The following is a 13,878-nucleotide window of genomic DNA, read 5'->3' as shown; positions in this document are numbered from 1 at the left end:
ATGTTATTGAATAAAATTTAAACAGGCTCTGAATGAATAAAACAATTAATAAACTCTATAATTAGAAAATCTCATAAATTCCGTCATTCCACGGCCTGTACGCCCTTCAGGTTGCCCGCAGCCTCGCTGTCGCCCGCCTTCACGGCACGCTCGAAGCATACGATGGCCTCCTTACGCCGCCCCGTCTTGAAGTAGGCCACACCCAACGTGTTCCACTTGCGTTCGTCGTCCAACGGTTCGAGCAGGGCAGCCGCCTCGGCATCGCGCCCCCCGCGCACCAAAGCCACGGCCCGGTTGATAGCTTCGGCTGCCTCGTCCGGCACAGCCTCATAGTAAGCACGGATATACCCCGAATTACGTTGGTCGGCAAAGACCGACTGCTTCAGGTATTGGTAAGGCCGCCCGCCATTGAGCCTGCGGATACGCTGCTCGCGCAGGTTGGCATCCGGCGTGTGGTCGATGATTTGCAACAGCTCCTGCCGCTCGTCCAGGTCGCTCTCGGCGATGACATCGCGCAAGTCGGCCCATGCCTCCCCTGCACCCACCACCTCATACACACTGTCGGGCATGTCCACCCGGGCATCAAGGTAGTCTTTCAGGACTTCGGCACGCCGCCCGGCCAGATGCTCGTTGAAAGCCACGGAGCCTTCGATGGATGCCAAGCCCACAATCACCACCTTCACGATGGATGAGGTCTTGTCGTCCTTCACGCGCCGCATCATGTCCACGATACGCGCCAACGTGGCCTCGTTGTCGCGGAAGTCTTCGCGCAAGTCCCACTTTCCCACGGGGAAATGCACGTAAAGCGCATCTTTCATTTTGCGCAAAGGGATGTCGCGCGTATAGGGCTTGTATTCGCTGACGGGCTTCAGCACGGGTTCGCGCACGGCAATCTGTTCAGCCACGCTCAGCACTGGCACGACAGCCTTGGGTTTCGGCGTGAACCAACACGTAGCACCCAAATCGAGCGCAGCCAACGGCCGCACGTCACAGCAGTCCTCGAACTCGCAATCCACCGTAAGCGAAAGCTCCGACGCACGCATCCACGGCTCCGCCTCTACCACCTTATTATAATATAGGGTATCGGCGGCAGCTGCCACGACGGCACGTTCTTCACCGTGCAAAGCCGCACGGCGGTCGAAGTAACGGCGGTTGCGCCGCCCGGCCAGTTCCACAGGAGGCAGCGCCAACGTGTCGCCCGCCTTCGTGGTAAGGCGCGGCGTAAGGATGAGACGGTCGTCGGAGGTAATTTCCACATCGCCGGCAGCCACGGAAAAGGCCACTTTGAGTTGCGTGCTGTCCTGCCACGACAACACAGGTTCGCCCGTCGGCACCACCTGTTGGGCCAACAACGGACAGGAAGACAGGCACAAGGCCGCTGCTCCCATCCACGCTTGTATATCATTGATTATCTTCATCTTTTCGGTCTGATTTACTTGAACACATAAATAAAAGACACGGACAACTTGGTGGGCACGAAGCGGTGGGTAGTGCGCTCTTCCAACTTGTCGCCACACTTGCGGCACTCATAGGCACTGAAGTCTGCGAAAGAATAGCCCAACCCCAACTCGGCCTCCAAACTCCAATGGCGGCTCAGGATCCAATGGTAGCCGTAACCCAGACCCACAGCCCACTCATTACCCTGCATGCGCTCATCTTCCAACTTGGGCAACAGGCTGAAAGGCAGGTTCACCCCTCCGGCGTTAAACCGCGTGTAAGAAGCGTGAAGCCCTAAGAAGTGCCCACCGAACGGACGGCATATCCAATAACGGTACTCCGGCTGCACCCGTAGGTGACGCCATTTCTTGTTGTCGGAAAACGTCCAGGGATTCCACGAAAGCCCCAAAGCCATGGTGGACTTGCGCCCCACTTTCACTTCGGGTTCCAAATTCAACGAAGCTGTAGCCCAGTTCACCACATCCGTTTTTAACGCTACGGTCTGTGCTTGAACAGCGACGAACCAACTGCACAGCCCCAGCAAACATAAAACAAGTCGTTTGCTCTTCATCATGGTTTTCAGTTTATAGAATATACGTAAAGGCCCGCTTTCATCTGAAAGCGGACAATATACCAAATGCCCGACATGGCCAAACATAGCGGGGTTTATCGACAAAATACAAAAAGATATTACATGATTTACATGTGTGTGTGTGTGTGTGTGTGTGTGTGTGTGTTTACACAAATATTCGGAACAACCAAATACAAATAGTTAAAAAAGCCGTTCAAAACGCATGTTTTCTCATATAAAATCGTCAAAAAACGGTATTTTTCGCCCTTGCACAGTACTATCAGCAACGGCCTCCACACCGTAGCACCTCTCTGATTTCTATGTACAAGTCCGTTTTTCATCATCGCATTTGGATAATATTACGTGACAAATATAGAATTTATAAACAAAACAAACAAATTTTCTCGACATTTTTTTTAAAAATCATGGATATAAGTACTCTTCACTTCCCTCCAAAGGGTTTTATAAAACCATCCTTCATCCTTCAGAATCTGTCATAAGACACTATAATACAACATATTATAAACTGAAGAATGGTTTTGTGAAACTTCTGGGTAGGGGTAGGAGCTTTCAGACAAAAGAACAAAAGGACACAAGGTGAATGCCGACTTCCACAAACGGGATTTGACAAGTTGCACCTTATGTCCTTTTGTCTAATAATAATTCCCAGAGAAGGGTTTCGCCCTTCTGTCACCCAAGACCGGCAGTTCCGCTTACTGCGCGGGTGCCTGCTGTGCCGGAGCTTGCCCGGCCGGAGCAGCCTGTTGCTGCGGTTGGCTAGCACCGAATCCCGGCAAATTGTTGGAATTTACGGCCTTTTGCTCGGTGGCCGCCTTCATCATGGCAGACTCTTCCGTAGCCACTTTGGGAATAAAGAATACCGAAACCACGCTCAATACGACCATGGCAGCCGCCAATCCCCAAGTCAGTTTTTCAATCACATCCGTCGTCTTGCGCACACCCATAATCTGATTGGAAGCGGAGAAGCTAGAAGCGAGACCTCCACCTTTGGACTCCTGGATGAGTACAACCAGACACATCAGAATGGCAAGAATGACGATGAGAACAACCAATACTGTGTACATGTTTACGATTTTTTATTTTTATTATTTATTATCAATTTCTCCAAGAAACGAATCTGGTCTGCAAAGTAACGGTTTTTTTTTGGATATTTCAAACTTAACCGCCTTATAATTTCCATCGCTTTGGTATATCGGCCTTGTTTTATATAAATTTTAGCCAATGTTTCGGTAAAATAGTCCTCATCCTCCTCGTTTTCGCCCTCGGCAGGAAGAGCAGGAGTCTGCAACTCGCTGTCGGCATCCTGCTTCAGTACGATGCGTTTATCCCCTTGCCCGATAAATTCGTCTATCAGTTCCTGATGCTGCATGCGGGGCACTGCCGTAATCGTGTCGGGAGCGTCTTCACTCTGCATCAGGTATGCCATATAGTCTGTGGAAGCATCCACCGGCTTCGGGCGGTGGGGCTTCTCCTCCGGCAAGTTGGCCAGAAAATTGTCTATGAGCGAATAAGTGCGGTCCTCTTCCACCTCTCCCGCCTTCTCTGCTTTCGTCTGATACTTCTTGACGGGTTCGAACCGATAGTTTACGCCTTCTATCAAACGGAACAGGGCTTTACGGTCGGGCAGGAAAAAGGCGGCGCGACGAAGCTCCCGGTCGAAAGCCGCATCGTGCAAGAGGTACAGATTACGCAAATAGAGCAGACGGGCCGGTTGGAAATAAGGATAGTCGCTGACCAACTTCTCCAGGCGGGGCAACGTCTCCTTATCCAGTTTCTCCGGATGCTTGATATAATCCGACAAGTTCAAATCCATATCCTTACCAATTCGCTACGGTTGCATTAAATATCTGGTCCACAATATCCTTCACCATCTGGGTCACCAGTTCCTCTTGTACAGCGGTCAACTGTTGCGAAGAGTCATACTGGGAGGTGGCACTGAACTTCTGTTCGAAGTCTTCATCATGGTTGGCATTATTCACAAAACGGACATTCACTGTCATCTTCAACTGCACCTGCGACGAAAACCCGTCGGCAGACACGGCCTTGTTGAACTGGCTGTATTCCACAATCTCGCCCGAAAGCTGCAAATCCCCGTTACGGTTCACCTGCCTCAACTTGGTCTGGCGGGCAAAGACGTCGGTCAACTGGTTGCTGAAAATAGACTGCATGGGCGCCCATACGTATGCAGAGCGGATGGGGAAAGGTGAAATCTGTATCGTCTTGGTTTTCGTATAGTCGATGGATGCCCCGTTGAATTTATAGGAAATAGAACAAGCCGCCAACAAAAAGACACAAGACAACAGCCCGACCACCTTACTTTTAAATATCCTCTTTATCCAAACCATATTCCTTTATTTTACGATAAAGCGTCCTTTCGGAGATGTTCAGTTCCTGGGCAGCCTTGCGACGCTTGCCCCGGTTCTTCTCCAAAGCCCTCACTATCACCTGACGTTCCACGTCGTTCAAAGACACGGTCTCTTCCACATATTCTTCCGGAGTCTGAAACTCATCCGCCCCTTTGGCCGCATGAGCCACCGGATAAGTGACATCCGGCTGATAATAAGTAATAGGACGCTCGACAACCTGTGGGGCGGAAGAGTGCTCACGCTCCACCCGCTGCCCGTGCACCAACTTTTTCAGCTCCGTCACGTCGTTGCGCAAATCGAAAAGTATCTTGTACAACAGTTCGCGTTCGTTTTCAAAACTGTGGCCTTCATTCCGTTTGTTCAACGGTACGATGTCATGCGTCACCGGATCTTCGGGGATATACCCGGACAAGATTTCAGGAGTGATAATCCGCTCCGGGGAGAGGATGGAAATCTGTTCCGTCACGTTCTTCAGTTGGCGGACGTTCCCCGGCCATGAATATCTTTTCAGCCTTTCCTGGGCGGCTTCCGTCAGCTCCACAGGATCCGGCATATTATACTTTTCCGCCGTGTCCATCGCAAACTTCTTGAAAAGCAGCACCACATCGTCCCCCCGTTCGCGAAGAGCCGGCATCTTGACGGGAATCGTGTTCAGGCGGTAGAACAGGTCTTCGCGGAAACGGCCGTCGCGGATGGCCTGCGCCATGTTGACATTGGTAGCCGCCACGATGCGCACGTCGGTCTTACGCACGTCGCTCGAACCGACCCGGATGTATTCCCCCGTCTCCAACACACGCAACAAACGCGCCTGCGTGGCCAAAGGCAGCTCTCCAACCTCGTCAAGAAACAGCGTACCTCCGTTGGCCGCCCCGAAATAGCCTTCACGCTCTCCTATCGCCCCGGTAAAAGCCCCTTTCTCATGACCGAACAGTTCGGAATCTATCGTCCCTTCTGGAATGGAACCGCAATTCACGGCAAAGTATTTCTTCGTCTTCCTCAGGCTGTTGTCGTGGATAATACGGGGAATGATTTCCTTTCCCACACCGCTCTCTCCGGTGATCAATACGGATAAGTCCGTCTTGGCCACCTGCAAAGCAATGTCCACTGCATGGTTCAACCCTTCCGAGTTGCCCACGATACCATATCTTCTTTTCTGTGCCTGAACGTCGGATGTATTCATATCTTCTCCCAAAATGCGATTGTCGACAAAATTACATAAAAAATCCCGTGGGACACAACTTTAACCGCATTAATTTAAGAAAAACTAAGCAGGCTTATTGCCCAGTTTGATCAACAGCAAACCGACGGCTGTCCACACCAGTTCGCGCAGACGGACAATCAAACCGGTGTAAACACCGTAGGCTCCGGCCAGGGAAAGTCCGCCCACGGCTAAGGCAAAACCGCCTTCACGCGCTCCCATACCCATCGGAATAAAGAAAAACAAATTGGCAAAAAGCGACGTGAAAGCCTGTATCAGCACGCAATCCCAAAAAGAAACATGATCGGTCAGTATCAGCAAGATGAACTGGATTTCAAGACAACCGGCCACCCGCACGGCGAACTCTATGAACAACGACAGGTAGAACGTGGACTTACGCTGTGCATGCAAGGCGGCTATCTGGCTGTCCACCTTCCGTATGGACTCTTCCCGCGTGCCGATGAACCGCCGCAGACGGGACTTCAACCCGGGTATATGGGCCAACAAGCGCAAGGCTTTCATGGCTAACCCGTTTTTATATCCCTTCTGGAAGAAGTAAATGCCCGCAGCGCAGAAGGCGGAACAAACGGTCATGAATACCGCCATCCCCGCCGACATTTCCCGTCCATAGAGCCACAAATAAAGGAGAATGGAGAAAGTCCAAAAACAGAAATGGGAAAAGATGTGCATCATGGCATACAAAATCACACTGGATGTTGCCTTGGCCGCCCCCACGTAGGGCGTCAGCTCCATGATACGGTAAGGCTCGCCGCCGAGCAGTCCCACCGGAGTGACATAGTTCAGCGCATAACCGCTGACCGTGTACTTATAAATCTTCAGGAAAGGAATTTTCGGTGCCGCCCCGTCGTGGATGATGACCGACCAAGCCCAGGCGTTGGCCAGATAAAGGAAGACCCATAAGAGGATGACAGCCGGAAACCAGTATCCCGCCCGACGGACGTTGTCCCATAATTCCGAATAGGACAAGTCCGAAGTGCAGAGCATAATAATGATGGCCACCACGCCGATGGCCAGAAACACGTTACGGTAAAGAGGCTTCATGTTATTCTTCCGGAGCGTTCAGTTTGAGTTTGTCGCTGTCGTCACGACGCTCGTGATACTGCTTGCGCAAAGGATGGGCATACGCTTCTTCGTAACGGGCACGGTTGCGGTACACATCCAATGCCGCATAGACCGCCTGGCGGAAGGATGACTCGTCGGCCTTTCCCTGTCCGGCGATATCGTAGGCCGTACCATGGTCTGGAGAAGTACGGACGATGGGCAGTCCTGCCGTATAATTCACCCCGTCCGCCATGGACAGTGCCTTGAACGGTGCCAATCCCTGGTCGTGATACATGGCCAACACGCCGTCGAAATGCTCGTACGTACGGTTTCCGAAAAAGCCGTCGGCCGCATAAGGGCCGAAACAGAAAACGCCATCCTTCTCCATCTCCAGGAGAGCCGGACGGATAATATCCTTTTCTTCCGTGCCCAACAGGCCGCCGTCGCCGGCATGGGGGTTCAGTGCCAATACGGCGATACGCGGGTTCGATACATTAAAATCCTTGCGCAACGCCTCATGGAAGATACGGATTTTTTGCATAACGGCTTCCTTGGTTATCGCCTGCGCCACGTCGCGAATCGGCAAATGTGTAGTCACCAAAGCCACGCGAAGCACGTCATTCATCAAAATCATCAGTGCCTCCCGGCCTTCGCCGACGCGCTCCTGTATATATTCCGTATGTCCGGGAAAGTGGAAACCATCTCCCTGTATCGTTGCCTTGTTGATGGGTGCCGTCACCAATACATCGAACAGTCTCTCGCGATAATCCACCATAGCCCTTTCCAAAGCCGCCAAAGCCGCTTTGCCGCTCTCGGCAGAGGGCTGTCCGAAATCGATTTTCACCTCTTCTTCCAGACAGTCCACCAAATTCAACTTGCCCTCCACGGCCTCGTCCGCTTTTTGTATCGTGACGAAGTTTGTCGTCAGCTCCATCGCCTTGCGGTGATAAGTGGCCACTTTGGGCGAACCATATATAATAGGTATACATAACTCCAACATCATCGGTTCGCTGAAAAGCTTCAGGATAACCTCGTATCCCACACCGTTTATGTCACCGTGGGTTATCCCCACCAATATCTTACCATTCTTCATATCTTTTGTTTCTGATTTATTCTTGTTCTTTTCCTGCCACCACGCTGACTTCGGGTATGTTGGCTTTCAATTCACGGGCTTGCTCGCCCGGCAAGCAAAGGGTGTACAACGCAGCCTCCAACCGACGAATCAGCCCTCTCTTCATTTTCTCCGGCGCATAAACAAAGCCTTCCGCCACCACCACGCGGTTGTTCAACGTGTCCACCCGGGAATGGCTGACAAACGGGCCGCCCATGGCATCATGCTCCATTTTCCACAGTCCGCGTGCCTCCATGGCATACCCTCCTTTCACCGTAATGGGTTTCACCGAAGTACAAACCGTGTCGGTAGCCATATACATACGGGGTTCCACACCGGGGATATTGACTTTCATCACGGAATCGCGTTTGGCCAACACGTATGCCTTGTTGAACGTCCAAGGCCCTTCATAAGGATAGGAATACATACAGATGTTCACTAACCCGGAAGCCGTGTTGGAAGAAGTCCAGAAGAAGTCTTTCCCTTTCTTGTAGCTCTTGATTTCCGCCGGTGCCCAGAATTGGCAACCGAAGATGGAATCGACCAAGAAAGACACGACTTCCGAATGTTTTTTCTCCAATTCATTGATTTGCCGGTTCATTTCCATTTTCACCAGAAAGTCGATGATGGCCCGGGCATTCTTTTTCACAAAAGCGGCAAAGTCCTTTTCATTCGGACTTTGAATCGTCAGCAGCACTTGCGGCCGGGCATACACGTCACGCGTGAACTTCATTTTGGTCTGCGTATATTGGTTAGGAGCAATATCCACCTTTATGATGTTCCGGAAAATGTTCAACACCTGATTAAAACGCTTCGGGTCGGTCTGCGAAATACGAAACGAACGCTCGGGCTGCGGAAGACCGGGGATATCCGTATCCAACACATCAAACAACGCACGTCCCGCAGGACGTTGCCACAAGGAGTCGCCCACAACGACCAACACTTCGTACGGGCGTCCACTGGACGTAGGCTTAGCCAAATGGTCACAGGCAGCCAACAGCATTACGGCAACCCATATCCCGCACCACGACATCCACCGATTTCCTAAAATCCTTTTCATAGCCTTATTCTGTTTTTTTAAGTTCCACACCTTGTTGTTTCGCCGTGCTCAACAATCCGCAAGCGGCAAAAATATCCTGTCCGCGCGACGCCCGGATGGTAGAAAAAAGCCCGTGCCCGGTCAGGTAATCCCGAAAACGCAACATGCCTTCCTCCGACGTCCCCTTCAAGTCCACGCCGGGAACGGGATGGAAACGAATCAAGTTCATCCGGCATTCCACTCCTCCAAGCAAGCGCAAGAGCTCCTTGGCATGCGCCAAGGTGTCGTTCACCCCTTCAAACATCGTATATTCAAAAGAAAGGCGACGTTGGTGCGTAAAGTCGTACTCCCGGAGCAACGCCACGATTTCCTGCAGGCCGTAACTGTTCTCGGCCGGCATCAACCGGGCACGTTGGTCGGCAAACGGGTTATGCAGGCTGACTGCCAGATGACATTCACTCTCGTCCAAAAAACGTTTCAGCCCCTTGCGCAGTCCGACGGTAGACACCGTAATGCGCTTAGGACTCCAGGCATAGCCATAATCGGCTGTCAGAATCTCCGTGGCGCGCAACACGTTATCCAGATTGTCCAACGGTTCTCCCTGCCCCATGAACACCACATTGGTCAGGGTGTCGCGCTCCGGCAGCGAATACAGTTGGTTCAGGATATCAGCAGCCGTCAGCTGTCCGGAAAAGCCTTGTTTTCCGGTCATGCAAAAACGGCAGTTCATCCTGCACCCCACCTGGGAAGACACGCAAAGCGTAGCCCGGTCGCCATCGGGGATATACACCGTCTCCACGTATCCGCCCGCCGCCGTACGGTACAGATACTTCACGGTCCCGTCTGCCGAGCGTTGGCAATCCACCGGACCCAAGCAGCCCACGGTATAACGTTCGTTCAACAAACATCGGTTCTTCGCCGAAATATTGGTCATTTCGTCAATGGAAGCCACCTTCTTCCCATATAGCCATTCCGCCATCTGACGGGCGGCAAAAGACGGCATACCGATTTCCCCCGCCACGGACTTCAACTCCGACAACGTCATGCCCAATAATGCTATCTTATCCTCCACGGTTATCTCTTCTCCTTTATTTTACAGGCAAAGTTACGGAAAAAAGAGAAAACTTTCCACTATATTGGACTTCTATTAGTATATTTGCACGCTATAATACATAAATTACCACATGAAATCGTCATCACATTCTCCACGAATAGACTGTTTCCTCCCTTGCGGAACAGAGAACCAAATGGCCGGACTGGTACAGGAACTCCGCAGCAGTGGATGGACAGGCCGTATCTACGGGCTGTGCCCCGTTGGTGTCGAGGCCACCCTGCCAGATACCTGCTTACCGTTGCACACCGACGGTATTTTCAGCACACAGGCCATGTTGGACATGGCTCGCCTTTGCGAGGCCGAATACTGCCTGTTCTACCACAAAGCCCTGCCGCTTGAACTGGGGTTCCATGCCCTCGACCGCCTGTTGCGTGTGGCCGACGACACCCGTGCCGACTTGCTTTATGCCGACCATTACGCCATACAGGACGGGGCACGGCATGCCCATCCGCTCATAGATTACCAAAAGGGCAGCCTGCGCGACGATTTCGATTTCGGCCCGTTGGTCTTGATACGTACAGAAGGCCTGAAAGCATACGCCGGACAAGAGAATTTGCCCGACTACCGTTTCGCTGGATGGTATGACTTACGGCTATACTTGAGCCGCCACGGCAAGTTGTTCCATTTGGACGAACCCCTTTATACGAAAACGGAAACCGACACCCGGAAAAGCGGAGAGAAAAATTTCGACTACGTAGACCCGAAAAACCGCACCGTGCAAATCGAAATGGAAAAAGCCTGTACGGAGCACCTGAAGCAAATCGGGGCTTATCTGGCTCCCGACGAATTCGACGAGGTAGACTTCCGTGCCGAAGATTTCCCTTGCGAGGCCACGGTCGTCATTCCGGTACGCAACCGGGTCCGCACTATCGAAGATGCCATCCGCAGCGTGCTGTCCCAAGAAACAGATTTCGATTTCAACCTTATCGTGGCGGACAATCATTCCACAGACGGAACGACGGAAGCCATCGCACGTTATGCCACCCGTGACCCTCGCGTCGTCCACCTTATCCCCGAACGCGGCGACTTGGGCATCGGGGGCTGTTGGAACTTGGCCGTACACCACCCGCGTTGCGGACGCTTCGTCGTCCAGTTGGATTCGGACGACCTGTACAGTTCACCACAGACTTTGCAGCGCATCATACAAACTTTTTATCATGAAAAGGCAGCCATGGTCATCGGAGCCTACCGCATGACGGACTTCTCCCTGCAAACTCTGCCGCCGGGCCTGATAGACCACAAGGAATGGACCCCCGAAAACGGCCGCAACAATGCCTTGCGCATCAACGGACTGGGTGCCCCGCGCGCTTTCTTCACCCCGATTCTGAGGAAGCTGCAAATCCCGAACACCAGTTACGGGGAAGATTATGCACTCGGCTTATGCTTTTCACGCTACTACCGCATCGGGCGCATCTATGAAGAACTTTACTTATGCCGACGTTGGGAAGGCAATTCCGACGCGGCACTGAGCATAGAAAAAGCCAATGCCCACAATCTTTACAAGGACCGGCTGCGTACTATCGAGATAGAAGCCCGCCGCCGACTGAACCGACTGTGGGCACACCCGCTGAATCCCGAAGAAATGCAGGCTTTCTTCCGCAAGCAATTAGAGGACTGGAGCGAAGCCCGGCAACGTTATGAAGACCTGCAAAAAGCAGAGAACAAGGAACTGGCCATCGGCGACCATACGCTGACCGCCCAGTTCAATCCGGCACGAATAGCCTCGACCGGAGCCAATATCTCAGCCGAAGCCTTGGCCGCCCGCCCGTGCTTCCTTTGCGACCTGAACCGGCCGGAGGTACAACACGCCCTGCCCATAGAAGGACATTACCAACTGTTGGTGAACCCTTACCCTATCTTACCGGAACACTTTACCATCCCGGCACGGAGGCATACACCACAAAGCATCCTGCCTCACTTCAAGACCTTGCGCAACATGGCCTGGAACATACCGGAAGCCGTCTTTTTCTACAACGGCCCCGTATGCGGCGCTTCTGCCCCAGACCACATGCACTTCCAGGCAGGGAAACGGGGTGTGTTGCCCATCGAACGGGACTGGAAAAGCTACGAAATGGGGATGGAAAAACTCTATCCCCTGCAACCGGACGAAGAAGAGAGCATCGAGGAAATCATGATGCAAAACGCCAACTGCGGGCTCTACATCCTCAAAAGTTATATATGTCCGGTATTTGTCATCCGCACCCGGCCGTCGGAACATCCCTGCCTGCTTTTTGAAAAACTCTACTATGCCCTTCCGCTCTGCGACGGGGAAAACGAACCGCGCATGAACATCATCTGTTGGCGGCAGTCATGGAACGCCGGACGAGAAGACGAAATCGTCATCCTGATTTTCCCACGCAAGAAACACAGGCCGGCCTGCTACGGACAGACCGGCGAGCACCAACTGCTCGTCAGTCCCGGAGCCTTGGATATGGGCGGCCTGTTCATCACACCGAGAGAAAAAGATTTCCGGGCCATCACGGCCGAATTGGCTACGGACATCCTGCGCGAAGTGACGCTGAGCGAAGAAGAACTGAAACCGGTCATCGGGCAGTTCACCCGCCACCAGAAGAAAGACGGCACGGAAAACGCGGAGCCGCGCACGGCTCCGGAACGACTACATGAAGGCACGGAACCCGAAGTCAGCGTAGGCATCATGAGCCGGCAACGTATCCATTTCTCCCTCAACGCCACCTATTCGGCCAAAGGCAGCCTCGTAAGGGGCGAGCAAACGGTAGAATGCAGCGAAGGAGGCATCCTGTGGAACGGAAACCTGTACCGGGAATTGACTTTTACCCCTCAGGAAAACAAAGCTTCTTTCTCGCTTTACGACGTGACAATCGGTATCAAATTCCATTGGGAACGGCAAGAAACGCAAATCTTCAGCGGCACGTTGAAATTAGTGGTGGAAGAAGAAAAAATCGTGGCCATCAACGTGTTGCCGGTGGAAGACTACCTCATCAGTGTCATTTCCAGCGAAATGAACGCCTCCGCCTCTCCCGAGTTCCTGAAAGCATCGGCCGTCATCAGCCGGAGCTGGCTCTATGCCCAGATAGAAAAGCGCAAACAACTGAGTAACCACGACCGTGGATTCTTCTCGTTCAGCAAAAGCGACGGAGAGCTGATCCGTTGGTACGACCGCGAAGACCATACGATATTCGACGTATGTGCCGACGACCATTGCCAACGCTATCAGGGCATCACGCGGGCCAGCAACGAGGCCGTGGTGGAAGCCGTCAAAGCTACACGCGGGCAAATCCTCACATCGGGGGATGACATCTGCGACGCACGTTTCTCGAAATGCTGCGGCGGAGCGACCGAAGAATTCGAATATTGCTGGGAGGACAAGCATTTGTCTTACCTGACCAGTGTCAGAGATATTGCGCCCGGGAATCTTTCGGGCATCCGTCCGGCGCTGCCGGACCTCACCCGGGAAGAGGAGGCTGAAAAGTGGATACGGAGCAACCCGCCTTCGTTCTGCCACACGGAAGACGAAGAGATACTCCGTCAAGTGCTGAACGACTACGACCGGGAAACCACGGACTTCTACCGTTGGCGCGTGGAATACACGCAAGACGAATTGTCCGGGCTCATCGAGGAGAACCTGAAAACGGATTTTGGCAGCATCCTCGACCTCATCCCCGTGGAACGCGGACGAGGCGGACACATCAGCCGGTTGAGAATCGTCGGTACACAGGAGACACTCGTCATCGGAAAAGAGTTGGAAATACGCCGTGTATTAAGCCACACCCATTTGTTCAGTTCGGCATTCGTGGTCGACAAGGAGGATTTGCACGACGGCATACCCGGCCGGTTCGTCCTCCACGGTGCCGGATGGGGGCACGGCGTGGGCTTATGCCAGATCGGGGCGGCGGTCATGGGAGCCAAAGGTTACCGTTACGACGAAATCCTGAAACATTATTATGACGGAATCACCATCCGGAAAGCCTACTCCTGAC

At 52.8% G+C, this 13,878-nt stretch carries 11 protein-coding genes; 1 reads left to right on the top strand and 10 read right to left on the bottom strand.

Annotation, left to right across the window (positions count from 1 at the left end):
* Positions 1–83: 83 nt before the first annotated feature.
* The 10 genes from HMPREF9442_RS07700 to rlmN all read right to left on the bottom strand — a co-directional run bounded on the left by HMPREF9442_RS07700 (position 84) and on the right by rlmN (position 9,877).
* Entirely contained in the window at positions 84–1,418 is a 1,335-nt protein-coding gene (locus tag HMPREF9442_RS07700) for a tetratricopeptide repeat protein (protein ID WP_008627119.1), read from the bottom strand.
* Between the two features lie 14 nt (positions 1,419–1,432).
* Positions 1,433–2,011, bottom strand: a complete 579-nt coding sequence (locus HMPREF9442_RS07695) for a DUF3575 domain-containing protein (RefSeq protein ID WP_040602817.1) — start codon at positions 2,009–2,011, stop codon at positions 1,433–1,435.
* A 710-nt stretch (positions 2,012–2,721) separates the two neighbouring features.
* Entirely contained in the window at positions 2,722–3,093 is a 372-nt protein-coding gene (gene secG / locus HMPREF9442_RS07690; RefSeq protein ID WP_008627111.1) for a preprotein translocase subunit SecG, read from the bottom strand.
* A 2-nt stretch (positions 3,094–3,095) separates the two neighbouring features.
* Positions 3,096–3,842 (bottom strand): DUF8458 domain-containing protein, encoded by a 747-nt coding sequence (locus HMPREF9442_RS07685; RefSeq protein WP_008627109.1) that lies wholly within the window; start codon positions 3,840–3,842, stop codon positions 3,096–3,098.
* Positions 3,843–3,846: 4 nt separating this feature from the next.
* Positions 3,847–4,374, bottom strand: coding sequence for an LptE family protein (locus tag HMPREF9442_RS07680; RefSeq protein WP_008627108.1), 528 nt, complete (start codon positions 4,372–4,374; stop codon positions 3,847–3,849).
* Positions 4,349–5,575 carry a sigma-54 interaction domain-containing protein gene (locus tag HMPREF9442_RS07675; RefSeq protein WP_008627107.1) on the bottom strand — a complete coding sequence of 409 codons (1,227 nt, stop codon included), beginning with the start codon at positions 5,573–5,575 and terminating at the stop codon, positions 4,349–4,351. Before HMPREF9442_RS07675 ends, HMPREF9442_RS07680 begins: the two co-directional genes overlap by 26 nt.
* Before the next feature lie 84 nt (positions 5,576–5,659).
* Positions 5,660–6,655 (bottom strand): lysylphosphatidylglycerol synthase transmembrane domain-containing protein, encoded by a 996-nt coding sequence (locus tag HMPREF9442_RS07670; protein WP_008627106.1) that lies wholly within the window; start codon positions 6,653–6,655, stop codon positions 5,660–5,662.
* Position 6,656: 1 nt separating this feature from the next.
* Positions 6,657–7,748 carry a 4-hydroxythreonine-4-phosphate dehydrogenase PdxA gene (gene pdxA, locus HMPREF9442_RS07665; RefSeq protein WP_008627105.1) on the bottom strand — a complete coding sequence of 364 codons (1,092 nt, stop codon included), beginning with the start codon at positions 7,746–7,748 and terminating at the stop codon, positions 6,657–6,659.
* Positions 7,749–7,764: 16 nt separating this feature from the next.
* Entirely contained in the window at positions 7,765–8,826 is a 1,062-nt protein-coding gene (locus HMPREF9442_RS07660; RefSeq protein ID WP_008627103.1) for a DUF4837 family protein, read from the bottom strand.
* A gap of 4 nt (positions 8,827–8,830) precedes the next feature.
* Positions 8,831–9,877 carry a dual-specificity RNA methyltransferase RlmN gene (gene rlmN, locus HMPREF9442_RS07655; protein ID WP_008627097.1) on the bottom strand — a complete coding sequence of 349 codons (1,047 nt, stop codon included), beginning with the start codon at positions 9,875–9,877 and terminating at the stop codon, positions 8,831–8,833.
* A 112-nt stretch (positions 9,878–9,989) separates the two neighbouring features.
* On the opposite strand from rlmN, the gene HMPREF9442_RS15765 reads away from it, so the two are divergent.
* Positions 9,990–13,877: a DUF4922 domain-containing protein gene (locus tag HMPREF9442_RS15765; protein ID WP_087944087.1), complete on the top strand. Its 3,888-nt coding sequence runs from the start codon at positions 9,990–9,992 to the stop codon at positions 13,875–13,877.
* Position 13,878 lies beyond the last annotated feature (1 nt).

Origin of the sequence: Paraprevotella xylaniphila YIT 11841, from assembly GCF_000205165.1 — a bacterium.
In the GTDB taxonomy this organism is placed as follows: Bacteria; Bacteroidota; Bacteroidia; order Bacteroidales; family Bacteroidaceae; genus Paraprevotella; species Paraprevotella xylaniphila.
Note: the sequence above shows the minus strand (reverse complement) of the source record. Positions and strands in the feature narration are given on the sequence as shown.